Origin of the sequence: Cellulomonas sp. Y8, assembly GCF_008033115.1 — a bacterium.
Taxonomy (GTDB): Bacteria; Actinomycetota; Actinomycetes; order Actinomycetales; family Cellulomonadaceae; genus Cellulomonas.
In genome coordinates, this window is the sequence record NZ_CP041203.1 from 3,344,968 (window position 1) to 3,369,084 (window position 24,117).

Annotated in this window: 24 protein-coding genes and 1 pseudogene; 23 read left to right on the top strand and 2 right to left on the bottom strand. The window is 75.0% G+C overall.

Annotated elements, in window-relative coordinates:
* The first annotated feature begins 39 nt into the window (after window positions 1-39).
* From FKM96_RS21680 to rho, 6 genes are all read left to right on the top strand, one after another.
* A complete protein-coding gene (locus tag FKM96_RS21680) occupies window positions 40-663 on the top strand; it encodes a nucleotidyltransferase family protein (protein WP_147795941.1) in 624 nt (207 codons plus the stop codon).
* A complete protein-coding gene (locus FKM96_RS15175) occupies window positions 660-998 on the top strand; it encodes a DUF86 domain-containing protein (RefSeq protein ID WP_147795942.1) in 339 nt (112 codons plus the stop codon). Before FKM96_RS21680 ends, FKM96_RS15175 begins: the two co-directional genes overlap by 4 nt.
* A 342-nt stretch (window positions 999-1,340) precedes the next feature.
* The gene (locus FKM96_RS15180) at window positions 1,341-2,663 is read left to right on the top strand and encodes a homoserine dehydrogenase (RefSeq protein ID WP_147795943.1); all 1,323 of its coding nucleotides are present in this window, start codon (window positions 1,341-1,343) and stop codon (window positions 2,661-2,663) included.
* Window positions 2,663-3,754: a threonine synthase gene (gene thrC / locus FKM96_RS15185; protein WP_147795944.1), complete on the top strand. Its 1,092-nt coding sequence runs from the start codon at window positions 2,663-2,665 to the stop codon at window positions 3,752-3,754. Before FKM96_RS15180 ends, thrC begins: the two co-directional genes overlap by 1 nt.
* Before the next feature lie 8 nt (window positions 3,755-3,762).
* Window positions 3,763-4,716 (top strand): homoserine kinase, encoded by a 954-nt coding sequence (thrB, locus tag FKM96_RS15190; RefSeq protein ID WP_147795945.1) that lies wholly within the window; start codon window positions 3,763-3,765, stop codon window positions 4,714-4,716.
* Between the two features lie 244 nt (window positions 4,717-4,960).
* Window positions 4,961-7,087 carry a transcription termination factor Rho gene (rho, locus tag FKM96_RS15195; RefSeq protein ID WP_147795946.1) on the top strand — a complete coding sequence of 709 codons (2,127 nt, stop codon included), beginning with the start codon at window positions 4,961-4,963 and terminating at the stop codon, window positions 7,085-7,087.
* 193 nt (window positions 7,088-7,280) lie between these two features.
* Here rho and FKM96_RS15200 read toward each other — a convergent pair whose 3' ends face one another.
* Window positions 7,281-8,492, bottom strand: coding sequence for a glycosyltransferase family 4 protein (locus FKM96_RS15200; RefSeq protein ID WP_147795947.1), 1,212 nt, complete (start codon window positions 8,490-8,492; stop codon window positions 7,281-7,283).
* 14 nt (window positions 8,493-8,506) lie between these two features.
* Window positions 8,507-9,271 carry a hypothetical protein gene (locus FKM96_RS15205; protein ID WP_147795948.1) on the bottom strand — a complete coding sequence of 255 codons (765 nt, stop codon included), beginning with the start codon at window positions 9,269-9,271 and terminating at the stop codon, window positions 8,507-8,509.
* A 151-nt stretch (window positions 9,272-9,422) separates the two neighbouring features.
* On the opposite strand from FKM96_RS15205, the gene rpmE reads away from it, so the two are divergent.
* The 17 genes and pseudogenes from rpmE (at window position 9,423) to FKM96_RS15290 (ending at window position 24,103) form a co-directional block, all read left to right on the top strand.
* Window positions 9,423-9,638 (top strand): 50S ribosomal protein L31, encoded by a 216-nt coding sequence (gene rpmE / locus FKM96_RS15210; protein WP_147795949.1) that lies wholly within the window; start codon window positions 9,423-9,425, stop codon window positions 9,636-9,638.
* A gap of 149 nt (window positions 9,639-9,787) precedes the next feature.
* Window positions 9,788-10,879: a peptide chain release factor 1 gene (gene prfA, locus FKM96_RS15215; RefSeq protein ID WP_147795950.1), complete on the top strand. Its 1,092-nt coding sequence runs from the start codon at window positions 9,788-9,790 to the stop codon at window positions 10,877-10,879.
* Window positions 10,876-11,874 carry a peptide chain release factor N(5)-glutamine methyltransferase gene (prmC, locus tag FKM96_RS15220; protein WP_147795951.1) on the top strand — a complete coding sequence of 333 codons (999 nt, stop codon included), beginning with the start codon at window positions 10,876-10,878 and terminating at the stop codon, window positions 11,872-11,874. The genes prfA and prmC overlap by 4 nt, the downstream gene beginning before the upstream one ends.
* Window positions 11,871-12,530: an L-threonylcarbamoyladenylate synthase gene (locus FKM96_RS15225; RefSeq protein ID WP_246855008.1), complete on the top strand. Its 660-nt coding sequence runs from the start codon at window positions 11,871-11,873 to the stop codon at window positions 12,528-12,530. Before prmC ends, FKM96_RS15225 begins: the two co-directional genes overlap by 4 nt.
* A complete protein-coding gene (locus FKM96_RS15230; protein WP_147795952.1) occupies window positions 12,527-13,891 on the top strand; it encodes an MraY family glycosyltransferase in 1,365 nt (454 codons plus the stop codon). The genes FKM96_RS15225 and FKM96_RS15230 overlap by 4 nt, the downstream gene beginning before the upstream one ends.
* Window positions 13,888-14,394, top strand: coding sequence for a hypothetical protein (locus tag FKM96_RS15235; protein WP_246855009.1), 507 nt, complete (start codon window positions 13,888-13,890; stop codon window positions 14,392-14,394). Before FKM96_RS15230 ends, FKM96_RS15235 begins: the two co-directional genes overlap by 4 nt.
* 233 nt (window positions 14,395-14,627) lie before the next feature.
* A complete protein-coding gene (gene atpB / locus FKM96_RS15240; protein WP_371300432.1) occupies window positions 14,628-15,305 on the top strand; it encodes a F0F1 ATP synthase subunit A in 678 nt (225 codons plus the stop codon).
* Window positions 15,306-15,409: 104 nt separating this feature from the next.
* On the top strand, window positions 15,410-15,664 hold the full coding sequence (atpE, locus tag FKM96_RS15245) for an ATP synthase F0 subunit C (RefSeq protein ID WP_276509384.1): 255 nt from the start codon (window positions 15,410-15,412) through the stop codon (window positions 15,662-15,664).
* Entirely contained in the window at window positions 15,661-16,245 is a 585-nt protein-coding gene (locus FKM96_RS15250; protein ID WP_371300433.1) for a F0F1 ATP synthase subunit B, read from the top strand. Before atpE ends, FKM96_RS15250 begins: the two co-directional genes overlap by 4 nt.
* On the top strand, window positions 16,245-17,057 hold the full coding sequence (locus FKM96_RS15255) for a F0F1 ATP synthase subunit delta (RefSeq protein WP_147795953.1): 813 nt from the start codon (window positions 16,245-16,247) through the stop codon (window positions 17,055-17,057). Before FKM96_RS15250 ends, FKM96_RS15255 begins: the two co-directional genes overlap by 1 nt.
* 84 nt (window positions 17,058-17,141) lie before the next feature.
* Complete coding sequence (atpA, locus tag FKM96_RS15260) at window positions 17,142-18,770, top strand: F0F1 ATP synthase subunit alpha (protein WP_147795954.1); 1,629 nt, start codon at window positions 17,142-17,144, stop codon at window positions 18,768-18,770.
* A gap of 3 nt (window positions 18,771-18,773) precedes the next feature.
* Window positions 18,774-19,668 (top strand): annotated as a pseudogene (locus FKM96_RS15265) (F0F1 ATP synthase subunit gamma).
* 65 nt (window positions 19,669-19,733) lie between these two features.
* On the top strand, window positions 19,734-21,218 hold the full coding sequence (atpD, locus tag FKM96_RS15270; RefSeq protein WP_147795955.1) for a F0F1 ATP synthase subunit beta: 1,485 nt from the start codon (window positions 19,734-19,736) through the stop codon (window positions 21,216-21,218).
* Window positions 21,219-21,283: 65 nt separating this feature from the next.
* Complete coding sequence (locus tag FKM96_RS15275; RefSeq protein WP_147795956.1) at window positions 21,284-21,565, top strand: F0F1 ATP synthase subunit epsilon; 282 nt, start codon at window positions 21,284-21,286, stop codon at window positions 21,563-21,565.
* 16 nt (window positions 21,566-21,581) lie between these two features.
* Window positions 21,582-22,004, top strand: a complete 423-nt coding sequence (locus FKM96_RS15280) for a DUF2550 domain-containing protein (protein WP_147795957.1) — start codon at window positions 21,582-21,584, stop codon at window positions 22,002-22,004.
* Between the two features lie 17 nt (window positions 22,005-22,021).
* Window positions 22,022-22,717 (top strand): endonuclease NucS, encoded by a 696-nt coding sequence (nucS, locus tag FKM96_RS15285; RefSeq protein WP_147795958.1) that lies wholly within the window; start codon window positions 22,022-22,024, stop codon window positions 22,715-22,717.
* Window positions 22,718-22,828: 111 nt separating this feature from the next.
* The gene (locus FKM96_RS15290) at window positions 22,829-24,103 is read left to right on the top strand and encodes an N-acetylglucosamine-6-phosphate deacetylase (protein ID WP_147795959.1); all 1,275 of its coding nucleotides are present in this window, start codon (window positions 22,829-22,831) and stop codon (window positions 24,101-24,103) included.
* Window positions 24,104-24,117: the final 14 nt, after the last annotated feature.

The window sequence follows — 24,117 nt, forward strand, 5'->3', positions numbered from 1 at the left end:
GCGCGCCGTCGATAGCGTCTGCTATCGGAGGTGATCGGGATGGTCGACGGGGACCAGGACGGGACGACGGCGGTCGAGGCGGCGTTCGGTGCGTACCTCGGCGAGGCCGCGGCGCGAGCCGACCGGCTGCGGGCCGAGGCGGCGCGCGGGCTCGTGCTCGCGGTCCGGCAGGCGGCGGACCGCGGGTGGAGCCAGCGGCGGATCGCGGCGGCGCTCGGGCGGAGCCAGCCGGAGGTGGCACGGCTGCTGCGGCGCGTGGACGCGGTGCCGCCGGCGGTGGACGTCGCGCCGGCGAGGCGCGAGGTGGTGGTCGACGGGGCGCCGGGGGACCGGCACGGCGCGGCGCCGCCGGGGGAGCGCGCGGACGGACCGCCCGAGACCGTGCTGAACCGGGTGCTGGGCAGGCAGCGGGACGCGATCGTCGCGGCCGCGGGCAGGCACGGGATGTCGAACGTCCGGGTCTTCGGGTCGGTCGCGCGCGGCGAGGACGGCCCGGAGTCGGACGTGGACCTTCTGGTCGACCTGGAACCGGGGGTCAGCCTGTTCGACCTCGCGCGTCTCGAGGTCGAGCTGACCGACCTCCTGGGGCGACCCGTCGACCTGGTCCCCGCGCGGATGCTCAAGCCGCGGGTCGCGCGGACGGTGGAGGCGATCGCACTGTGAAGCGGACGACAGCCGACCTGGCGGACGACGCCCTCGAGCACCTCGCCCTCATCCGGCGCTACGTCGACGAGTACGGGCTCGACGAGGAGGTGGCGCTCGACGCCGTCGCGCTCCACCTGTCCAGCGCGCTCGACTGCATCGGCAAGATGCCCGACGCAGATCGCGACGACGCGTGCGACAACGCGTGGCCGCAGATCCGGTCCCTGCGGAACCGGATCGCGCACGGGTACCTCTGGATCGAGGCCGACGTGGTGCGGGACGTCGTCCGCCGGCACCTCGCCGGCATGGAGCGGCGGCTCGTCGCGCTCGTGGCTCGACCGGAGACCGACACCTGACGGCCGGCACCGGGTCGTCCGACCTCGAGCAATCGGACGACCCGGTGCGCGGTTCCGGCGGGTGGCGGCGGCAACCGGTGCGCGCGGGACCTCCCCCTGGGCAGCCCGGCGGCCCGACGGTCGTGGCAGCCCGCCGGACCGCCACGCCCACGGTGTGGATACCCGGCCGCCCGCCGAGGGCGCCCCCCTATCCTGTGGTCCGGTCGGGCGCCGCTGCGCCGGATCCCACCCCAGCAGGCCCGGAGCAGACCGGGCGTGATCGGAAGGTGCACGCGGTGACCGCACGCGACGAGTCCGTCAGCCCCACCTCGCCCGCGCCCGGCGCGACCGGCCGCCCCCGCGGTGCGCGTCGCGCTGCTCGGCTGCGGGGTCGTCGGCACGGAGGTCGTCCGGCTGCTCACGACGCAGGCGCCGGACCTCGCCGCGCGGGTCGGGGCGCCGCTGGAGCTCGTCGGGGTGGCCGTGCGCGACGTCGAGGCGCCGCGCGACCCGGTCGTCGACCGCGCGCTGCTCACCGCGGACGCCGAGGGCCTGGTCGCGAAGGCGGACGTCGTGGTCGAGGTCGTCGGCGGCATCGAGCCGGCCCGCGGGCTGCTGCTCCGCGCGATCGAGCACGGCGCGGCGGTCGTCACGGCGAACAAGGCGCTGCTCGCCGAGGACGGCCCGACGCTCTACCAGGCCGCCGACGCCGCAGGCGTGGACCTGTACTTCGAGGCCGCCGTCGCCGGCGCGATCCCGCTGGTCCGCCCGGTGCGCGAGTCGCTCACCGGCGACCGGGTGCACCGCGTGCTCGGCATCGTCAACGGCACGACCAACTACGTGCTGGACCGCATGGCGACCGAGGGCCTCGACCTGGCGGACGCCGTGGCGGAGGCGCAGGCGCTGGGCTACGCCGAGGCCGACCCGACCGCCGACGTCGAGGGCTTCGACGCCGCCGCGAAGGCCGCGATCCTCGCGTCGCTCGCGTTCCACACCCGGGTGTCGATCGACGACGTCGACCGCCAGGGCATCATGCAGGTCACGGCGGACGACGTGGCCTGGGCCGCGCGCACCGGGCACGTCATCAAGCTGCTGGCGATCGCGGACCGCCGCGCGACCGAGGACGGCGCGGAGGGCGTCCAGGTCCGGGTGCACCCGGCGCTGGTGCCGCTCAGCCACCCGCTCGCGGGCGTGCGCGGGGCCTTCAACGCGGTGTTCGTCGAGGCGGAGGCCGCCGGCGAGCTCATGTTCTACGGCCGCGGCGCGGGCGGGGCCCCGACGGCGAGCGCCGTGCTCGGCGACGTCGTGTCGGCCGCCCGGCACCGGGTGCACGGCGGGCGCGGCCCCGCCGAGTCCTGGTACGCGGCGCTGCCGGTGCTGCCCGCGGAGTCGGCGCGCACGCGCTACCAGGTCCGGCTCGACGTCGACGACCGGCCGGGCGTGCTCGCGCACGTGTCCGCGGTGCTCGCCGAGCACGGGGTGTCGATCGAGGCCGTCCGGCAGTCGCCCGCCGACGTCGCCCCCGCGGACTCCGCCGCCGTCGGCGACGACGCGCCCGGCGTCGCCCGCCTGGTCATCACCACGCACGAGGCGCCGGAGGCCGCGCTGGCCGCCACCGTCGCCGCGATCCGCGACCTCGCCTCCGTGCGCGAGGTCGTGTCCGTCCTGCGAGTCGAGGGAGCCTGATGGCACACCAGTGGCGCGGCGTGATCCGCGAGTACGCCGACCGGCTGCCGGCGCACGTCCAGCAGCGCGTCGTCACGCTCGGCGAGGGCGGCACGCCGCTCGTCGAGGCCCCCGCGCTGTCGCGGCTCACCGGGGCCGAGGTGTTCGTCAAGGTCGAGGGCATGAACCCGACCGGCTCGTTCAAGGACCGCGGGATGACGACCGCGATGTCCGCCGCCGCGGGCCGCGGCGCCAAGGCCGTCGTGTGCGCGTCGACCGGCAACACCTCGGCGTCGGCCGCCGCGTACGCCACCGCCGCCGGCATGGTGTGCGCGGTCCTGGTGCCGGACGGCAAGATCGCGATGGGCAAGCTCAGCCAGGCGGTCGCGCACGGCGCGACGCTGCTGCAGGTGGACGGCAACTTCGACGACTGCCTCATCGCCGCGCGCAAGCTCGCCGAGGCGTACCCCGTCGAGCTGGTGAACTCGGTGAACCCGGACCGCATCGAGGGCCAGAAGACCGGTGCGTTCGAGATCGTCGACGCCCTCGGCGACGCCCCGGACATCCACGCGCTGCCCGTCGGCAACGCCGGCAACATCACCGCGTACTGGAAGGGCTTCCGCGAGTACGCCGGCCTCGACGCCGGGGCGGACCTCGACCCGGTCGCCACGCACACGCCGGCGATGTGGGGCTTCCAGGCCGCCGGCGCCGCGCCGATCGTGCACGGCTACCCGATCACCGAGCCCGAGACGATCGCGACCGCGATCCGGATCGGCAACCCGGCCTCCTGGACGCAGGCCGAGGCGGCGCGCGACCTGTCCGGCGGGCTGATCGAAGCCGTGACGGACGACGAGATCCTGCACGCGCACCGGGTGCTGTCCTCGCAGGTCGGCGTGTTCGTCGAGCCGGCGTCGGCCGCGGGTGTCGCGGGCATCCTGCGTCTCGCCCAGGAGGGCCGCGTGCCCCCCGGGGCGCGCATCGTCGTGACCGTCACCGGCCACGGCCTCAAGGACCCGCAGTGGGCGCTGCGCACCGCGGACGGCACGGAGGTCGAGACCACCCGGGTGCGGCCCGACGTGGTGGAGATCGCCACCGCGCTCGGCCTCGGCTGAGGCGCGTCGTGCGACTGGGTGCCGACCGGGCGCGGGTGCGCGTCCCGGCGACGAGCGCGAACCTCGGACCGGGGTTCGACGCGCTGGGCCTCGCGCTCGCGCTGCACGACGAGGTCGAGGTGCGCGCGCTCGGCTCGGGCGACGTGCTCGTGGACGTGGTGGGGGAGGGCGCCGACGAGGTGCCGTCCGGCGACGACCACCTCGTCGTCCGCGCGCTGCGGCACGCGCTCGACCACGTCGGCGCGCCGCAGACCGGCCTGCACCTGACGTGCCGCAACCGGATCCCCCACGGCCGCGGCCTCGGGTCGTCGGCCGGCGCCGTGGTCGCGGGCCTGCTCGCCGCGCGGGCGCTCGTCGCGGAGCCCGAGTCGCTGGACGACGACGTCGTGCTGCGGCTGGCCACGGAGCTCGAGGGGCACCCCGACAACGCGGCGCCGGCGCTCCTCGGCGGCGCGACCGTGGCCTGGTCCGAGGGCGCCGACGCGGTGCGCGCGGCCCGGCTCGCGGTGCACCCGGACGTCGCGCCGGTCGCGGTGGTGCCGTCGAGCCGGCTGTCGACGTCGCACGCCCGCGGCGTGCTGCCCGCGCAGGTGCCGCACGGCGACGCGGCGTTCCAGGCGGGCCGCGCCGCGCTGCTGGTCGAGGCGCTGGGCCGCCGCCCCGACCTGCTGCTGCCCGCGACCGAGGACCGGCTGCACCAGGGCTACCGTCGCCCGGTGATGGCCGAGAGCCTCGCGCTCGTCGACGCGCTGCGCGCCCGGGGCGTCGCGGCGGTCGTGTCGGGCGCGGGTCCGACGGTGCTCGTGCTCGCGCGCGCGGCGGGCGAGGCGGGCGGCGACGGGGCCCGGCCGACCGACGCGGACGACGCGTTGCAGCAGGTGTTCGGCGGGGTGATGGGCGGCTGGCGCATCGTCCCGCTCGCGATCGACACCGCGGGCGCGGAGGCCCGGAGACTGCCCTGATCGACGCGCCCCGGTGCTATGCTGGGCGCCGTTCCCCGGGCCTCGTCCTGACATCCGCTCAGCCTTTTTCCGGTGCAGCGTCGCTCAGGAGATCCGAGCCCGGGAACGATCCAGCCCACGCGAGTCGACGCGATCGGCGCGACCCGTGCGGCTTCACCGACGCGCCGGCCCCGAGACAGGGCCGGATGCGGACCGCGCGCCCCGACCGTGGGCGGCGGTCCCCGACGAGGGGGAAGGGTCCTTCGTGACAGACACCATCGAGCCGGCCGTGAGCAGCGCCTCCGGCGGCTCCGCCCGTGGTGGCGCCGTGTCCGCCATGCGCATGCCGGAGCTCCAGGCCCTGGCGGCCGAGCTCGGCGTGACCGGGACCTCCCGGATGCGCAAGAGCGACCTGGTCGACGCCATCCAGGCCAAGCGCGCCGGTGGCGGCGAGCGCCCGGCCGGGCGCACCCGCCGCGCGGCGACGCGCGACGCCGGCCGGCCGGACACCGCGGCCGCCGCCGAGACCACGGCGCCGGCCGCCGCCCCGGCCGAGGTCGCCCCGGCGGCGTCCGGTGCGCCCGCCGAGAGCGCGCCCCGGGGCCAGCGCCGCCGCCCGGCGCGGGACGAGTCCGCCGCGGCCGACACCGCCGCCCCGGCCGCCGAGCCGACCGAGGCCCGCGGCCGCACCGTCGACGTCCTCGCCGGCCTCGAGGCCGTCGAGCGCTCGCTCGACTCCCGCCAGCAGGCCGACGACCGCGCCGCGCGCGCGGCCGACGCCGTCGGCACCGTCACCGGCGAGCGCCGGTCCCGCCGTGCGGGTCGCGGCGCCGGTGCGCCGACCGTCGACGTGACGCTGCCCGAGGGCCCGACCTCCGCGGGCGACCGCGGGGAGCGCGGCGACCGGGCCGAGCGTGGCGACCGGGCCGAGCGCGGCGACCGCCGCGAGCAGCCCGAGGGCCAGCGCCAGCGCCAGCAGCAGCCGCAGCAGGACCAGCCGCGCCGCGTCGGCCAGAACCCGGCCGAGCAGGGTCACCCGCAGGACGGCCAGGACGGCCAGGACGACGACGAGCGCGGCGGCCGCCGCCGGCGCTCGCGCGACCGGTACCGCGACCGCGACGGCCGCAAGCGCGGTCGCGGCCAGCGCGGCGGCGTCGGCGACCTCCCGTACGAGGAGGTGGAGATCGCCGAGGACGACGTGCTCGTCCCGGTGGCGGGCATCCTCGACGTGCTGGAGTCGTACGCGTTCGTGCGCACCAGCGGCTACCTGCCCGGCCCGAACGACGTGTACCTGCCGCTCGCGCAGGTCCGCAAGGCCGGCCTCCGCCGCGGCGACGCCATCACCGGCGCCGTGCGCGCGCCCCGCGACGGCGAGCAGCAGGGCCAGGGCGGTGCGGGCCGGCCGAACAAGGCCAACGCGCTCGTCCGCCTGGACACGGTGAACGGGATGGCGCCCGAGCAGGCGCGCACCCGCCCCGAGTTCACCAAGCTGACGCCGCTGTACCCGCAGGACCGGCTGCGCCTCGAGAACGAGTCGAACCACCTGACGCCGCGGGTCATCGACATCGTCGCCCCGATCGGCAAGGGCCAGCGCGGCCTCATCGTCGCGCCGCCCAAGGCCGGCAAGACGATCATCATGCAGCAGATCGCCAACGCGATCACCGCGAACAACCCCGAGGTCCACCTCATGGTCGTGCTCGTCGACGAGCGCCCCGAGGAGGTCACGGACATGGAGCGGACCGTGAAGGGCGAGGTCATCGCCTCGACCTTCGACCGCCCCGCCTCGGACCACACGATGGTCGCCGAGCTGGCGATCGAGCGCGCCAAGCGCCTCGTCGAGCTCGGCCAGGACGTCGTGGTGCTGCTCGACTCGCTGACCCGCCTGTCCCGCGCGTACAACCTGGCGGCCCCGGCCTCCGGGCGCATCCTCTCCGGTGGTGTGGACGCCTCGGCGCTCTACCCGCCGAAGCGGTTCTTCGGCGCCGCGCGCAACATCGAGCACGGCGGCTCGCTCACGATCCTCGCCTCGGCGCTGGTCGAGACCGGGTCCAAGATGGACGAGGTCATCTTCGAGGAGTTCAAGGGCACCGGGAACATGGAGCTCCGGCTCTCCCGGTCGCTCGCGGACAAGCGGATCTTCCCGGCGGTGGACGTCAACGCGTCCGGCACCCGCCGCGAGGAGATCCTCATCGCCCCGGACGAGCTCAAGATCATCTGGAAGCTCCGCCGTGTCATGGGCGCGCTGGACCAGCAGCAGGCGATCGAGCTGCTGCTCGGCAAGCTCCGTGACACCAAGAGCAACGTCGAGTTCCTGCTCCAGGTCCAGAAGACCACCCCGGCGCAGAACGGCCACGGCCACCACGACGAGAGCCAGCAGCGCGCGATCGTCTGACGCACGCACCCACGACGGGGCGGCACCCTCCGGGGGTGCCGCCCCGTCGTGCGTACCCCGGCGAAGCGTCCGCCGAGATGGCAACTCTCGGCTGTGCTGGGGTGCCCGCGCACAGCCGAGAGTCGCCATCTCGGTAGGGGGCGCGCGAGGGGTGAGAGGGCGCGGAGCGGGCGTCCGTGCGGCGGGCGTGGGGTCAGCGCGGGGCGCGGGCGTTCGCGCGGCGGGTCGCGATCGCCTGCTCGTACCAGGCCAGGGTCTGCGCCGTGATCTCGCCCGCCTCGAACCGCTGCGCACCCGCGCGCTGCGGGGCGCGTGCGGCCGCTCTCGCGGCGGGGTCGTCGACCCAGCGGGCCAGCGTGCGCGCGAACGCCGCGGTGTCGCGCGGGTCCACGAGCTGGTCCTCCAGGCCCGCCATCGGCGTGCGGTAGCCGGGGTTGTCGCCGGCGAGGACCACGCCGCCCGCGTCCGCGAGCGCCTCGACGACGGACATGCCGAAGCTCTCGCCGCCGGTCGACGGCAGGGCGACGACGTCGGCACCGGCGAGCAGGGCCGCCTTGTCCTCCTCGGCGACGAAGCCCGGGAAGTCGACCCGGTCGGCGATGCCGGCGCCGCGGGCACGGTCGCGCAGCTCGTCGAGCAGCGGGCCGCGGCCGGCGAGCGTGAGCGTCCACGGGCGGGTGGCGGGCATGGCGGCGACGGCGGCGAGCAGCTCGCGCGGGCCCTTGCGCTCGACCAGCCGGCCGAGGAACACGATGCGGACGGGGCGGTCGTCGGCGCCGGACGGGGCGTCCGCCGCGGATCCTGCTCCCGCGCCGGCCGTGGCCGCGTCGCCGCCCGCCGCCGCGTCGCCGCCCGCCGCCGCGCCGCCCAGCTCCACCGGCCCCCCGATGATCGGCACGTCCCGCCCGTACGCCTCCCGCACGGACTCCCGCGCGGCCTCGGACAGCGCGGTGATCGCGTCGAACCGCCGCAGCCGCCGGCGCTCCGCGAGCCCGAGCGCCCGGATGCCCCACCGGGTCAGCCGGTCCTGCGGGTAGATGACGAACTGCCCGACGACGGCGGTGCGCGGCGACGCCGCCGACACGACGCGCCCGGCGAGCAGCGGGCTGTACGGCATGGTCACGTGCAGGACGTCGAACGGGACGTCGGCGAGCAGCCGGCGGACGTCGGCGCGCCGCGCGGGCAGCGGGCTGCGCAGCCGGTTGCCGTTGAACCGCACGGACACGGTGCGTCCGAGCACGTGCAGGTTGGGCAGGTCGGTGCGCTCGGTGGTGGAGGTGACGTAGTGCACCTCGTGGCCGAGCTCGGCGAGCCGGCGGCCGAGCGTCAGCACGATCTGCTGCACCCCGTCCGGCTTGTCGAGGCCGTCGTCGATCACCAGGCCGATGCGGAGCACGGTCCCCATCGTAGGGGCGCGGCTCAGGCCGGCTCGTGCACCCCGTCGGCACTGAGCGTCCGGTCGCCGCAGGTGATCGCCCGGGCGGTCTCCCGCGCGGCGTCGGTGCCGGCGGCCACCTCGTCGGAGGTCCCGGCGGACGCGGTCGTCCCGTCGACGTGGATCAGGGTGCGGGTGACCGAGTCGTCCACCAGGTTCAGCCCCACGAGGTCGAGGGCGCCGTCGCCGTCCAGGTCGACGCAGCCGACGCCGGTGCCCTGGCCGGCGAAGCCCTGGTCGAACTGCCACGGCTCGCCGCGGGTGTCGGTGGCGGCGACCAGCGCGCAGTCCTGCACCACGAGCAGGTCGGCGACGCGGTTGTCGGAGACGAGCACCATGGCCGGCTCCGCCGGGTCGGGACGCAGGGCGAACGCGGTGGCGCCCGCGGGGCCGGCCAGGTCGACCGGGTGGGTCAGCGTGGCACCGGCGGCGGTGGAGACGCCGACCGTGCGGGCGGCGCCGTCGTCGGCGATCCACAGCTGGTCGGGCACGCCGTCGCCGTCCAGGTCGATCGTGTCGACGGTCGCGGCGGTGGCCGGCGCGAGGCCGCCGGTCCCGGTGCAGCCCTCGGCGGCGGCCGCGCTCGGCTGGAGCGTGCCGGTCGGCGACGGTGCGGCGGTGGCGGGGGAGGACGCGGGCGGCGGGGCGCTCGACGCGGCGTCGTCGCCGGACCCGGCGCTGCACGCGGACAGCAGCAGGGCGGCGGTGGCCAGGGCGGACAGGGTCAGCGGGGCGCGTCGGGTGCTCATCGCCCTCGACGCTAGGACGGCCCGACCGCGATCGCGACCGGCGGGAAGATTTCCGCGCCGCCCGCTGTTCTGGCAGACTGTCCCGTCGGTCTGCGGTTCACGTGCGCGGCTCGCGCGCACGACCCGGAGACCCAACCCGAGGAGAACACCTGTGAAGACTGACATCCACCCCGAGTACGTGGTGACCCAGGTGACCTGCACCTGTGGCAACACGTTCACCACGCGCTCCACCGAGACCTCCGGCGAGATCCGCGCCGACGTCTGCAGCGCCTGCCACCCGTTCTACACGGGCAAGCAGAAGATCCTCGACACCGGTGGCCGCGTGGCCCGGTTCGAGGCGCGCTACGGCAAGCGCCCGGCGAACTAGCCGTCCTGACGCCGGTGCGCGGCGGTCCCCCGAGGACCGCCGGGCACCGGCGTCTTCGCATGTCCGGGGCCGGGTCCGCCGTCCCCGGTCCGCCGTGCGACCGGCGACGCCCCGGCGCCGCGGCGCCCCGCCCCCAGGAGACCCCCGCGATGACCGACCCGTTCGCGGCCGCCCGCCCGCTGCTCGACGAGCACGCGCGGATCGAGCAGCAGCTCGCCGACCCGGCGGTGCACGCCGACCAGGCGCTGGCCCGCACCCTCGGCCGGCGGTACGCCGAGCTCGGCCGGGTCGCGCAGGCGCACGGCGCGTGGCGGACGGCGGCGGAGGACCTGGCGGACGCGCGCGAGCTGGCGCAGGAGGACGAGGCGTTCGCCGCCGAGCTGCCGTCCCTGGCCGAGGCCGAGGAGCACGCGGCGGAGAAGCTGCGCCGGGTGCTGGTCCCGCGCGACCCCGACGACGCCCGCGACGTCATCCTGGAGATCAAGGCCGGCGAGGGCGGCGAGGAGTCCGCGCTGTTCGCCGGCGACCTGCTGCGGATGTACCTGCGGTACGCCGAGCGCCGGGGCTGGAAGGCCGAGACGCTCGAGTCCACCGAGTCGGACCTCGGTGGCTACAAGGACGTGCAGGTCGCGATCAAGGCGCGCGGTGCCGTCACCGACCCGGCCGACGGCGTCTGGGCGAGCCTCAAGTACGAGGGCGGCGTGCACCGAGTGCAGCGCGTGCCGGTCACCGAGTCGCAGGGCCGGATCCACACCTCGGCCGCGGGCGTGCTCGTGTTCCCCGAGGTGGAGGACGAGGGCGAGGTCGAGATCGACCCGAACGACCTGCGGATCGACGTGTACCGGTCGTCCGGCCCCGGCGGCCAGTCGGTGAACACGACGGACTCGGCGGTGCGGATCACCCACCTGCCGACCGGGATCGTGGTGTCGATGCAGAACGAGAAGTCGCAGCTGCAGAACCGCGAGCAGGCCATGCGCGTGCTGCGCGCCCGGCTCCTGGCGGCGCGCCAGGAGGAGGCCGCCGCGGCGGCGAGCGAGGCCCGCCGGTCGCAGGTGCGCACGGTGGACCGCTCGGAGCGGATCCGCACGTACAACTTCCCGGAGAACCGGATCGCCGACCACCGCACCGGGTACAAGGCGTACAACCTCGACGCCGTGCTCGACGGCGACCTGCAGCCGGTCGTGCAGTCGGCGGTCGACGCCGACGAGGCCGCCCGGCTGGCCGCCGCGGGGGAGCGGTGACCGCCCCGGGCGCGCCCGGCGCCCCCGCGCAGGCCCCCGGCGCCCCCACCCTGCGCACCCTCGTGGAGGCCGCCGCCCGCGTGCTCGCCGAGGCGGGCGTCGGCTCGCCCCGGCACGACGCGACCGCGCTCGCCGCGCACGCGCTCGGCCTGCCGCGCCTCGACCTGGTGCTGGCGCCGCCCGTGCCCGAGGGGTTCACGGAGGAGTTCGCCGGCCTGGTCGACCGCCGCCGGCGCCGCGAGCCGCTGCAGCACATCGTCGGCTCGACCGTGTTCCGCTACCTGACCCTGCGCGTGGAGCCCGGGGTGTTCGTGCCGCGGCCCGAGACCGAGACGGTCGCGCAGGTCGGGATCGACGAGGCGGCGCGGATCGCCACCGAGGGGCGGACCCCGGTCGTCGTGGACCTGTGCTGCGGCGCCGGCGGCATCGCGCTGTCCCTGGCGACCGAGGTGCCGGAGGCGCGGGTGGCCGCGGTCGACGCGTCCCCGGCCGCCGTGGCGCTGACGCGGGACAACGGCGAGCGGGTCGCCGCGGGCGACGTCCGCGTCGAGCTCGGCGACGTGCGGGACCCCGCGCTGCTCGCCGACCTGGACGGCACCGTCGACGTCGTCGTGTCGAACCCGCCGTACATCCCGCCCGACGCCGTGCCTGTCGACCCCGAGGTCCGCGACCACGACCCCGACCTCGCGCTGTACGGCGGCGGCGCCGACGGCCTGGAGGTCCCGCGCGCGGTGCTGGCCGCCGCCGCCCGGCTGCTGGTGCCCGGCGGGCTGCTGGTGATGGAGCACGCGGAGGTGCAGGACGCCGCGGCCCGCGCCGCGGCCGAGGCGACCGGCGCGTTCGAGGCCGTCGGGTCGCGCGCCGACCTGACCGGCCGGCCCCGGATGCTGGTCGCCCGCCGGAGGGCCGCCGCGCCCGCCCCCGAGGCCCCGGCGGCCCCCGCGGGCGAGCCGCGTCCGCACGCCCAGCCGGCCGTGGGAGACTCGCAGCCGTGACTGCCGACGCCGTGCTGGACGCCACCGACCCCGCGACCTGGGGGCCGGCCCTCGACGCCGCCGTGCACACCGTGTCGCGGGGCGGCCTCGTCGTGCTGCCGACGGACACCGTCTACGGCATCGGCGCGGACGCCTTCACGCCGCCGGCGGTGAACGCCCTGCTCGCCGCGAAGGGCCGCGGCCGCCAGATGCCGCCGCCGGTGCTGATGCCGGACGCGCGCACGATGGACGGCCTGGCGATGGGGGTGCCCGCCGCGGCCCGGGACCTCGCCGAGGCGTTCTGGCCGGGCGGCCTGACGATCATCCTGGTCGCGCAGCCGTCGCTCGCCTGGGACCTGGGGGAGACCCACGGCACCGTCGCGCTGCGGGTGCCGGACCACCCCGTCGCGCTGGCGCTGCTCGGCCGCACCGGCCCGATGGCGGTGTCGAGCGCGAACCGCACCGGCCAGCCGTCGGCCCTCGAGGTCGGCGAGGCCTACGAGCAGCTCGGCGACCGGGTCCAGACGTACCTGGACGGCGGCCGCACCCCGGGGCAGGTCGCCTCGACGATCGTGGACGCCACCGGCGACGAGCTCCGCGTCGTCCGCCAGGGCGCCATCTCCCTGGAGCGCCTCCGCGAGGTCGCCCCCGTCGTGGCGGGTGACGCCGGCCGGTGAGGGCGTACCTCCTGCTCCTGCTGATCGCCGCGGCGGCGACCTACGTGCTGACGCCGCTGGCGCGGTGGTGCGCGCTCCGCTGGGGCGCGATCACGGCCGTGCGGAGCAGGGACGTGCACTCCATCCCGACGCCGCGGCTCGGCGGCCTGGCGATGTGGGCCGGGATCATGGTCGGCCTCGTCATGGCGAGCCAGCTGCCCTTCCTCGCGGACGTCTTCGACCGGCCGGAGCCGATCATCGGCATCGCCGCCGCGGCGACGATCGTGTGCGCGCTGGGCGTCGCGGACGACATCTGGGACCTGGACTGGATGACGAAGCTGGTGGGCCAGGTGCTCGCCGCGTTCGTCATGGCGTCGATGGGCGTGCAGCTCTACCAGCTGCCGATCGACGGCGTGGTGCTGGGCTCCGACCGGATCTGGCTGGGCCTGACCGTGCTCGTGGTCGTCGTCGCGATGAACGCCGTGAACTTCGTCGACGGGCTGGACGGGCTCGCGGCGGGGCTGATCGCCATCGGCGGCGCCGGGTTCTTCCTGTACTCCTACCAGCTCACCCGCGACGCCAGCCCGGGCGACTACTCCAACCTCGCGACGCTCGTCGTGGCGCTGCTCGTCGGCGCGTGCGTGGGCTTCCTGCCGCACAACTTCAACCCGGCGCGGATCTTCATGGGCGACTCCGGGTCGATGCTCATCGGCCTCGTGATCGCCGCGGCGGGCATCCAGGTGACCGGGCAGATCGACCCGGCGATCGCCTCCACGCGGCAGTCGTTCCCCGCGTTCCTGCCGATCCTGCTGCCGCTGGCCGTGCTGCTGCTGCCGCTGCTCGACATGGGCCTCGCGGTGATCCGCCGGGTGGGTTCCGGGAAGTCGCCGTTCCACCCGGACCGGATGCACCTGCACCACCGGATGCTGGCGCTGGGCCACTCGCACCGGCGCGCGGTGATCATCCTGTACGTGTGGACGTTCGTCTTCACCGGCGCCGCGACCGCGCTCGTGTGGTTCTCCACGACCGCGGTGCTCGTCGGGCTGGCCGTCGGCGTGCTGGCCGCGCTGGCGCTGACCCTCGGCCCGCTGCGCGGCCGCAGCACGGCGGGCGGCGGCACGCCCGGCGGTGGCCCCGGCGTGCGCCCGCCGACGGGGCCCGAGCCGGCGCCCGCGCCGCAGGCCGCCCCGGAGCACCGCGCCGCCGGCGCGCCCGCCCCGGCTCCCGCCCGGCACGCCGCCGACACGCACCGCCGGGCCTGGCACGCGGCCCCCGCCGCCGGCCCTTCGGTCGCCGCCGGCCCCGCGCCCGCCGCCGCGGCGCACCCCCTGACCCGCCTGACCGACGCCCTGCACGACGCCGACCCGAGGACGGACCGATGACCGACCCCACCACCGAGCCGACCCCCCGCCCGGGGGACAGCCCCGAGGTGGCCGCCGTGTTCCGCCGCGCGCTGCACGACATGATCTGGCTGGTCGCCGGCGTCACCGTCGTCGGCGTGGCCGTGGGCTGGCTCGTCGCGGGCCTGCCCGGGGTGTGGGGCGCGCTGATCGGCGCCGCCATCGCCCTGGTGTTCTCGGGGACCACGACGCTGTCGATGCTCAAGACCGACACCGCCGCTCCGGGCCGGATGATGGCCGTCATCATGGGCACCTGGCTGGGCAAGCTGGTCGTCGTGATCGTGGTGCTCGCGGTGCTGCGCGGCATGGACTTCTACGACCGGTACGTGCTGGCCGTGGTGGTCGCGGTGGCCGTCATCGGGTCCGCGCTCCTCGACTACCGCGCGGTGTCGCGGGGCAGGGTGCCTTACGTGTCCCCTACAGGTGCTAGGCCCAAGGTCCCGAATGGGGACGAGCCGGACGGGTCCGGTCGTTCCGTAGGCTAGGCTTCCAGCCGAACCACCCACGACGGCCGGGTCCCGGCGCGGTGACCCGCACCTCGAGGCACCCGACGCCGCGAGCCTTCGACCTACAGGAGACTGCTCTGTCCAGCCTTGCGACGATCCTGCCGCTCGCTGCCGAAGGCGAGTCCGGGTTCCACAAGCCGTCGATCGCCGAGTTCTTCCCTCCCGCCATCTGGTTCGAGGGCACGATCTTCGAGATCAATCGCATCCAGGTCGTGCGCTTCGTCGCCGTCGCGGTGCTGCTGACCATCATGGTCATCGCCGCGCGCCGGGCCCGCCTGGTGCCGCGCCGCGGCCAGAACATGGCCGAGATGCTGCTCGACTTCGTCCGGATCAACGTCGCCCAGGACATCCTCGGCAAGGAGAAGGCGCCGAAGTACGTCGCGCTCCTGACGACGATCTTCTTCGCGATCTTCGCCTTCAACATCACGGGCGTCATCCCGTTCCTCAACATCGCGGGCACCTCGCTGATCGGCCTGCCGGTCATGCTGGCCCTCTGGGTGTACGTGATGTACCTGGGCGCCGGCGTCAAGGCGCACGGCGTGGGCGGGTTCCTCAAGACCAGCCTGTTCCCCCCGGGCGTGCCGTGGCCGCTGTACATCCTGCTGGCGCCGGTGGAGTTCCTGCAGGTGTTCGTCCTGCGGCCCGTCACGCTGGCGATCCGGCTCATGGCCAACATGGTCGCCGGGCACCTCATGCTGGTGCTCTGCTTCTCGGCCACCCAGTTCCTGCTGTTCGAGGCGAGCGGCGGCCTGAAGCCCTTCGGCGCGCTCACCCTCGCGGGCGGCTTCGCGATCACCCTGTTCGAGGTGTTCGTCGCCGCGCTGCAGGCCTACATCTTCGTCGTCCTGACGGCCGTGTACCTGAGCCAGTCCATCGAGGACGAGCACTGACCTGATCTGACCAGCACCACCCCCACGGGGGCCTCGACGGGCCCTCGTCACCAGACGACCGCCGGCCGACCGGTCGGCGGCCAAACGGAAGGAACGAGCACAGCGTGTCTCTTCTCGCGGACCCCAGCGTCATCCTTGCGGCCGAGAACGCCATCTCGGGCAACATCGCGACCGTGGGCTACGGCCTCGCGGTTCTCGGCCCGGGCATCGGCCTCGGCATCCTGATCGGCAAGACCGTCGAGGGCATGGCGCGCCAGCCCGAGGTCGCCGGCCAGCTCCGGACCACCATGTTCATCGGTATCGGCTTCGTCGAGGTCCTCGGCCTCCTCGGCCTGATCACCGGCTTCCTCTTCTCGTGATCACCGCCGCGCTCCCCGCGGCGAGCATCCTGGCCGCGGAGACCGAAGAGGTCGAGGGCTGGCGCCTGCTCATCCCCGCGGGCTACGACATCCTGTGGTCGTCGGTCGTCCTGATCGTGATCGGCGTCGTCTTCTACAAGCTCGTGCTGCCGAAGTTCCAGGCGGTGCTCGACGAGCGGACCGAGAAGATCGAGGGCGGGCTCGCGAAGGCCGCCAGCGCCCAGGAAGAGGCTGCCGCCGCGAAGGCGGAGTACGAGCAGCAGCTCCAGGACGCCCGCGCCGAGGCGGCGCGCATCCGCGAGGAGGCGCGCTCCGAGGCCGGCCAGATCGTCGCCGAGGCGCGCGAGAAGGCCACCGCCGAGCAGGCGCGGATCGCCGAGACGGCCCAGCGCCAGATCGAGGCCGAGCGCCAGCAGGCCGCCGTGTCGCTGCGCGCGGACGTCGGCTCGCTCGCCACCGAGCTCGCGTCGAAGATCGTCGGCGAGTCGCTCGCGGACGAGGCGCGTCGCTCGCGCGTCGTCGAGCGGTTCCTCGACGAGCTGGACGCGCAGACCACCGCCACCGCGGGTAAGGGGAACTGATGCGAGGGACGAGCCGGGCGTCGCTGGCCGCCGCGGAGGGCCGGTTCGAGCCGGTGCTGCGGACGGCCGGCGCCGAGGGGCTGCTGCTCGGCGAGCAGCTGTTCGCGCTGGTCGACGCGCTGGACTCGTCCGGCTCGCTGCGGCGCACCCTCACCGACCCGTCGGCCGCGGGCGAGGCCAAGGCCGCGCTCGCGACCCGGCTGCTGGCCGGCGCCGACCCCCGCGTGGCCGAGGCCGCGCAGGGGCTGGTGCGGGCGCGGTGGTCCGAGGAGGGCGACCTCGCCGACGCCGCCGAGCAGCTGGCCTTCTCGGCCGTGCTCGCGTCGGCCGAGGCCGACGGCACGATCGAGCAGGTCCAGGAGGAGCTGTTCCGGCTCGGCCGGGCGCTCGCCGGTCAGCGCGAGGTGCGCCGCCGGCTGTACGACGACACGCTGCACGCCCAGGCGCGCGGCGAGCTCGTCGACCGGCTGACGGCCGGGACCGGCGCGACGGCGACCCGCGTGCTCGCGCGCCGGGCGGCCGTGGCGCCGCGCGGCCGCCGGTACGTCGCGACCCTCGGGCACCTCGGTGACCTGATCGCCGAGCGCCGGAGCCGCACGGTCGCCACGGTCACCACCGCGGCCGACCTGGGTCCCGCTCAGCGGGCCCGGCTCGCGGAGATCCTCGGCCGCGCCTACGGGCGCGAGATCCAGGTGCAGGTCCTGGTGGACCCGCACGTCCTGGGCGGCCTGCGCGTGCAGGTCGGCCCCGAGGTGATCGACGCGACCGTGCTCGCACGGCTGGCGGACGCACGCCGACGACTTGCCAGCTGACGGGCCCGACGGCCCGCCGTCAACGACCAGTTCACCCACGTGGTACCGCATGCCGCGGGCGTGCTGCACGACAGGAGAGATGCCATGAGCGAGCTGCAGATCCGGCCGGAGGACATCCGCGCCGCGCTGGACAGCTTCGTCACGACGTACGAGCCCACCGGCGCCGCCGCCGAGGAGGTCGGGCGGGTCACCCTGGCCGGCGACGGGATCGCCCGGGTCGAGGGCCTGCCGGGCGCGATGGCCAACGAGCTGCTCCGCTTCGAGGACGGCACGCTGGGCCTCGCGCTCAACCTCGACGTCCGCGAGATCGGCGTCATCGTCCTCGGCGAGTTCACCGGCATCGAGGAGGGTCAGGAGGTCCGCCGCACCGGCGAGGTCCTGTCCGTCCCGGTCGGCGACGCCTTCCTCGGCCGCGTGGTCGACCCGCTGGGTCAGCCGATCGACGGCCTCGGCGAGATCGTCTCCGAGGGCCGCCGCGCGCTCGAGCTCCAGGCCCCGGGCGTCATGGCCCGCAAGTCGGTGCACGAGCCGCTGCAGACCGGCATCAAGGCGATCGACTCGATGATCCCGATCGGCCGCGGCCAGCGGCAGCTCGTCATCGGCGACCGCCAGACCGGCAAGACGGCCATCGCGATCGACACGATCCTCAACCAGAAGGCCAACTGGGAGACCGGCGACCCGGAGCAGCAGGTCCGCTGCATCTACGTCGCCATCGGCCAGAAGGGCTCCACCATCGCCGCCGTCCGCGGCGCCCTGGAGGAGGCCGGCGCCCTGGAGTACACGACGATCGTCGCAGCCCCGGCGTCCGACCCGGCCGGCTTCAAGTACCTGGCGCCCTACACGGGCTCGGCCATCGGCCAGCACTGGATGTACGGCGGCAAGCACGTCCTCATCGTGTTCGACGACCTGTCGAAGCAGGCCGAGGCGTACCGCGCCGTGTCCCTGCTGCTGCGCCGCCCGCCGGGCCGCGAGGCGTACCCGGGCGACGTGTTCTACCTGCACTCCCGCCTGCTGGAGCGTTGCGCGAAGCTGTCCGACGAGCTCGGCGGCGGCTCGATGACCGGCCTGCCGTTCATCGAGACCAAGGCCAACGACGTCTCGGCGTACATCCCGACCAACGTCATCTCCATCACGGACGGCCAGATCTTCCTGCAGTCCGACCTGTTCAACGCGGACCAGCGCCCCGCCGTCGACGTCGGCATCTCGGTGTCCCGCGTCGGTGGTGCCGCGCAGGTCAAGGCGATGAAGCAGGTCTCGGGCACGCTGAAGCTCGACCTGGCGCAGTACCGGTCGCTCGAGGCGTTCGCGATGTTCGCGTCCGACCTGGACGCCGCGTCCCGCGCGCAGCTGACCCGTGGCGCCCGCCTGATGGAGCTGCTCAAGCAGCCCCAGTACTCGCCGTTCCCGGTCGAGGAGCAGGTGGCGTCGATCTGGGCCGGCACCAAGGGCAAGCTGGACGACGTGCCGGTCGAGGACGTCCGCCGGTTCGAGTCCGAGCTGCTGGACCACCTGCGCCGCAACACGGACGTGCTCAGCACGATCGCGGAGACGGGCAAGCTCGGCGACGACCTGGAGGACAAGCTGTCCGCCGCCGTCGACGAGTTCCGTCACGGGTTCCTCAAGGGCGACGGCACGCCGCTGGTCGGCGCCGAGCAGCCCGAGGACGAGACCCCGGTCGAGCAGGAGCAGATCGTCCGGCAGAAGAAGGCCTGACGCGTGGCCGGACAGCAGCGGGTCTACCGGCAGCGGATCAGGTCGACCCAGTCGCTGAAGAAGATGTTCCGCGCGCAGGAGCTGATCGCGGCGTCCCGCATCGGGCGCGCCCGCGACCGGATGGCGTCGGCGTCCCCGTACGCCCGCGCGATCACGCGGGCCGTCTCGGCGGTCGCGACGCACTCGGACGTCTCGCACCCGCTGCTGGCGGAGCGCGACGACACGAACCGCGTCGCCGTGCTGCTCATCGCCTCGGACCGCGGCATGGCGGGCGCCTACTCGGCGTCCGTCATCCGCGAGACCGAGCGGCTGATCGAGCGGCTCGAGGCGGAGGGCAAGGAGGTCGCGCTGTACGTCAGCGGCCGCCGCGCCGAGTCCTACTACCGGTTCCGCCAGCGCGAGCTCGCGGCCGTGTGGACCGGGCAGTCCGACGCCCCGACGTCCGAGCTGGCGGAGGAGATCGCGAGCACGCTGCTCGAGGCCTTCGACGCCGACCCGGCGGACGGCGGCGTGGGGGGAGCTGCACATCGTGTCGACGCAGTTCGTCAACATGGTGAGCCAGCGCCCCCAGGTCATCCGGATGCTGCCGCTCGAGGTCGTCGAGGGCGTGGCCCCCGCCGGCGAGCACGAGGCGCTCCCGCTGTACGACTTCGAGCCCGACGCGGCCGAGGTCCTGGACGCCCTGCTCCCGCGGTACGTGCGGACCCGGATCTTCGCCTGCCTGCTGCAGGCGGCGGCGTCCGAGCTCGCGGCGCGGCAGCGCGCGATGCACACCGCGACGGAGAACGCCGAGGACCTCATCCGCACGTACACGCGGCTGGCGAACCAGGCCCGCCAGGCCGAGATCACCCAGGAGATCAGCGAGATCGTGTCGGGCGCCGACGCGCTCGCCTCCTGAACGCACCCGACGCACGACCCGAACCAGCCCGCCGGACACCGGCGGACGACCGAAGGCAGGCAGACATGACCGCGACCACCGTCGACGCGAAGGACTCCACGGCCACGCCGGGCGTGGGCCGCGTCGCCCGTGTGATCGGGCCCGTCGTGGACATCGAGTTCCCCGCGGACCAGATCCCCGACATCTACAACGCGCTCACCGTGCACATCGACCTGTCGTCGCAGGGCGAGGGCGAGGAGTCGGGCGGGTTCGACATGACGCTCGAGGTCGCGCAGCACCTCGGCGACTCGCTGGTGCGTGCGATCGCGCTGAAGCCGACCGACGGCCTCGTGCGCGGCGCCCAGGTCACCGACACCGGCGCGCCGATCTCGGTGCCCGTCGGCGACGTCACCAAGGGCCGCGTCTTCAACGTCACCGGTGAGGTGCTGAACCTCGCCGAGGGCGAGACGTTCGAGGTCACCGAGCGCTGGCCCATCCACCGCAAGGCGCCGGCCTTCGACCAGCTCGAGTCGAAGACCCAGATGTTCGAGACCGGCATCAAGGTCATCGACCTGCTGACGCCGTACGTGCTCGGCGGGAAGATCGGCCTGTTCGGCGGTGCCGGCGTCGGCAAGACCGTCCTCATCCAGGAGATGATCCAGCGCGTCGCGCAGGACCACGGCGGTGTGTCGGTGTTCGCCGGCGTCGGCGAGCGCACGCGCGAGGGCAACGACCTCATCGTCGAGATGGAGGAGGCGGGCGTCTTCGACAAGACCGCCCTCGTCTTCGGCCAGATGGACGAGCCGCCGGGCACGCGTCTGCGCGTCGCCCTGTCGGCCCTGACGATGGCGGAGTACTTCCGCGACGTCGCCAAGCAGGACGTGCTGCTCTTCATCGACAACATCTTCCGGTTCACCCAGGCCGGCTCCGAGGTCTCCACGCTGCTCGGCCGCATGCCGTCCGCGGTGGGCTACCAGCCGAACCTCGCGGACGAGATGGGCCTCCTGCAGGAGCGCATCACCTCGACCCGCGGCCACTCGATCACCTCGCTGCAGGCGATCTACGTGCCGGCCGACGACTACACCGACCCGGCCCCGGCCACGACGTTCGCGCACCTCGACGCGACGACGGAGCTCTCCCGCGAGATCGCGTCCCGCGGTCTGTACCCCGCGGTGGACCCGCTGGCGTCGACGTCCCGCATCCTCGACCCGCGCTACGTGGGCCAGGAGCACTACGACGTCGCCACCCGCGTGAAGTCGATCCTGCAGCGCAACAAGGAGCTCCAGGACATCATCGCGATCCTCGGTGTCGACGAGCTGTCGGAGGAGGACAAGACGGTCGTCGCGCGCGCCCGCCGCATCCAGCAGTTCCTCTCGCAGAACACCTACATGGCCGAGAAGTTCACCGGAGTCGTGGGCTCCACGGTCCCGGTGTCCGAGACCGTCGAGGCGTTCGCGAAGATCGCCGACGGCGAGTTCGACCACATCGCCGAGCAGGCCTTCTTCAACATCGGCGGCCTCGAGGACCTCGAGCGCAACTGGGCCCGCATCCAGAAGGAGTACGGCGTCTGACGCAGGCGTCGCCCGCTCCACCCGCACCACCCTCGATCCACCCCCTTCCAGGAGGTTCTCGTCCCATGGCCCAGCTCGAGGTCGACCTCGTCGACACCGACGGCACCATCTGGTCCGGCGACGCGCGTCAGGTGAGCGCGCCCGCCTCGGACGGCGAGATCGGCATCCTGGCCGGGCACACCCCGGTCCTCTCCGTGCTCCGGCGCGGAGAGGTCCGGGTGATCGAGGCCGGCGGGACGGTGCACCGCTGGGCGGTCGAGGGGGGCTTCCTCTCCGTCGACGGCGACCAGGTGACCGTCGTCGTCGACGCCGCCGAGGCGGTGGCCTCCGGCACGTCCGGCCGCTGACGTCGGCGGGCAGGCCGTGACCGGGCACCAGATCGCGTTCCTCGCGCTGCTGCTCGTCGTGGCCGCGCTGGTGGTCGTGGGCCTCGGCCTGTCCCGGTGGAGCAGCCTCACCCGGCGGGTGGGGTCCTTCCGCTGCTCGCTGCGGGTCGGCACCCGCTGGTCCCGCGGCATCGCGCACTACGGCGCCCGCCACCTGTACTGGTGGCGGCTGCGCTCGCTCGCCCCGCGCCCCGGCCAGGTCTGGCCGCGCGGCGGCATGGAGGTGCTGGAGCGCACCGCGGTGGACGCCGCGGTGTCCGGCGGTCCGTACCTGGTGCGCTGCCGGGTCCCGGGCCCGGCCGGCGCCGAGGAGGTCGAGCTGCTCATGACGCCCGAGGCGTACGCCGGGCTGACGTCCTGGCTCGAGGCCGCCCCGCCGGTGCCGCACCACGTGATCTGACCGTCGTAAGGACTCCCATGCGCCTGCTCGTCGCGCGCTGCTCGGCCCGGTACAGCGGCCGGCTCAACGCCCACCTGCCCCTCGCGACCCGGCTGGTCGTGGTCAAGGCGGACGGCTCGGTGCTGCTGCACTCCGACGGCGGCTCGTACAAGCCGCTCAACTGGATGAGCCCGCCGTGCACGCTGCGCACCGAGGACGCCGCGGGCGAGGCGCTCGAGCGCGGCGTCGCCCAGGTGTGGACCGTGCAGCACACCAAGAGCGACGACCGGCTGGTCATCGAGGTGCACGAGGTGCTGCACGACTCCGACCACGACCTGGGCGTCGACCCCGGCCTGATCAAGGACGGCGTCGAGGCGCACCTGCAGGAGCTCATGGCCGCGCAGATCGACGTCCTCGGCGCGGGTCACACGCTGGTGCGCCGCGAGTTCCCGACCGCGATCGGCCCGGTCGACATCCTCGCGAAGGACGCGGCCGGAGCCACGGTGGCCGTCGAGATCAAGCGCCGCGGCGACATCGACGGTGTCGAGCAGCTGACCCGGTACCTGGAGCTGCTGAACCGCGACCCGCTGCTCGCGCCCGTGCGGGGCGTGTTCGCGGCGCAGGAGATCAAGCCGCAGGCGCGGGTCCTGGCCACGGACCGCGGCATCGCGTGCCTGGTGCTGGACTACGACGCGATGCGCGGCGTCGACGACGTGGACTCCCGGCTGTTCTGACCGGGTTCCTGCGTCGAGTGGAAGGTTCTGACCGACACGCCGTCGGCGTGTCGGTCAGAACCTTCCACCCAACTGCGTCGGCCGGGTTCGAGCGTGCGCCATGATGGGCCCGTGACCACCGCCGACACCGCCCCCGCCGCCGTCGTCCTGCGCGGGGAGGTGGTGACGCCCTCCGAGGTCCTGCCCGACGGCGCCGTCGTGCTCGCCGAGGGCCGCATCGCCTGGGTCGGGCCCGCCGCGCAGGTCCCCGGGCGCTGGGCCGACGAGGTCCCGCCCGCCCCGGCCCCCGGGACGACCCTGCTCCCCGGGCTGGTCGACCTGCACGACCACGGCGGCGGCGGGTCGAGCTTCCCGGACGCGACCACCCGCGACGAGGCCCTGGTCGCCGTGCGCGAGCACCTGCGGCACGGCACGACGAGCCTGGTCGCCTCGCTGGTCACGGCGCCCCGGGACGTGCTGCTGGCGCGCGCGGCGCTGCTGGCGGACCTGGTGGAGTCGGGCGACCTGGTCGGCGTCCACGCGGAGGGACCGTTCCTGTCGGTCGACCGGTGCGGGGCGCAGAACCCGGCGGACATGCTGGCCGGGGACCCCGCGCTGGTCGCGGACCTGGTGGCCGCCGCGCGCGGGCACCTGGTGACGATGACGGTCGCCCCGGAGGTCCCGGGGGTGGCGGACGGCACGGGCGCCGCGGGGGCCGGCGACGGCGCGGACGTGCTGGCCGCGCTGGTGCGCGGGGGCGTCGTGCCGTCGATCGGGCACACGGACGCCGCGTCGGAGCAGGTGGACGTCGCGGTGCACCGGGCGCGAGCCCTGCTGACCGGGCGCCTCGGCGCGCCGGGCCGGTCGCCGCGGCCCACCGCCACGCACCTGTTCAACGGCATGCGCCCGCTGCACCACCGCGACCCCGGCCCGATCGCCGCCTGCCTGGCCGCCGCCGCGCGCGGGGACCTGGTGGTCGAGCTCGTCGCGGACGGCACCCACCTGGCCGACGGCACCGTGCGGGCCGTCTTCGACCTGGTGGGCCCGGGCTCGATCGCGCTGGTCACCGACGCGATGGCCGCGGCGGGCATGGCGGACGGCGACTACCGGCTCGGGCCGATGGCGGTCCGGGTGGGCGGCGGGGTGGCGCGGATCCTGGCCGACGACGGCTCGGCCGGCGCGATCGCCGGCGGGACGGCGCACCTGCTGGACGTGGTGCGGACCGTGGTCGGTGCCGGGATCGGGCTGGTGGCGGCGGTGCGCGCCGCGGCGACGACGCCCGCGGAGGTCCTGGGCCGGCCCGACCTGGGCGCGCTGACGGTCGGGCGGCGCGCGGACGTGGTCGTGACGGACGAGGACCTGGCGCCGGTCGCGGTGTACCGCGCGGGGCGGCTGGTCACGGCCTGACGCGGCGCCGCGGG

Bases quoted from the DNA above. Each gene is read 5' to 3' on its own strand.
- FKM96_RS15200 (WP_147795947.1), bottom strand. From the start codon at position 8,492: ATGGGGACCGTGCTCCGCATCGGCCTGGTGATCGACGACGGCCTCGAC.
- atpA (WP_147795954.1), top strand. From the start codon at position 17,142: ATGAGCGAGCTGCAGATCCGGCCGGAGGACATCCGCGCCGCGCTGGAC.
- FKM96_RS15275 (WP_147795956.1), top strand. From the start codon at position 21,284: ATGGCCCAGCTCGAGGTCGACCTCGTCGACACCGACGGCACCATCTGG.
- FKM96_RS15255 (WP_147795953.1), top strand. From the start codon at position 16,245: ATGCGAGGGACGAGCCGGGCGTCGCTGGCCGCCGCGGAGGGCCGGTTC.
- FKM96_RS15205 (WP_147795948.1), bottom strand. From the start codon at position 9,271: ATGAGCACCCGACGCGCCCCGCTGACCCTGTCCGCCCTGGCCACCGCC.
- nucS (WP_147795958.1), top strand. From the start codon at position 22,022: ATGCGCCTGCTCGTCGCGCGCTGCTCGGCCCGGTACAGCGGCCGGCTC.
- prfA (WP_147795950.1), top strand. From the start codon at position 9,788: ATGACCGACCCGTTCGCGGCCGCCCGCCCGCTGCTCGACGAGCACGCG.
- FKM96_RS21680 (WP_147795941.1), top strand. From the start codon at position 40: ATGGTCGACGGGGACCAGGACGGGACGACGGCGGTCGAGGCGGCGTTC.
- FKM96_RS15235 (WP_246855009.1), top strand. From the start codon at position 13,888: ATGACCGACCCCACCACCGAGCCGACCCCCCGCCCGGGGGACAGCCCC.
- atpD (WP_147795955.1), top strand. From the start codon at position 19,734: ATGACCGCGACCACCGTCGACGCGAAGGACTCCACGGCCACGCCGGGC.
- thrC (WP_147795944.1), top strand. From the start codon at position 2,663: ATGGCACACCAGTGGCGCGGCGTGATCCGCGAGTACGCCGACCGGCTG.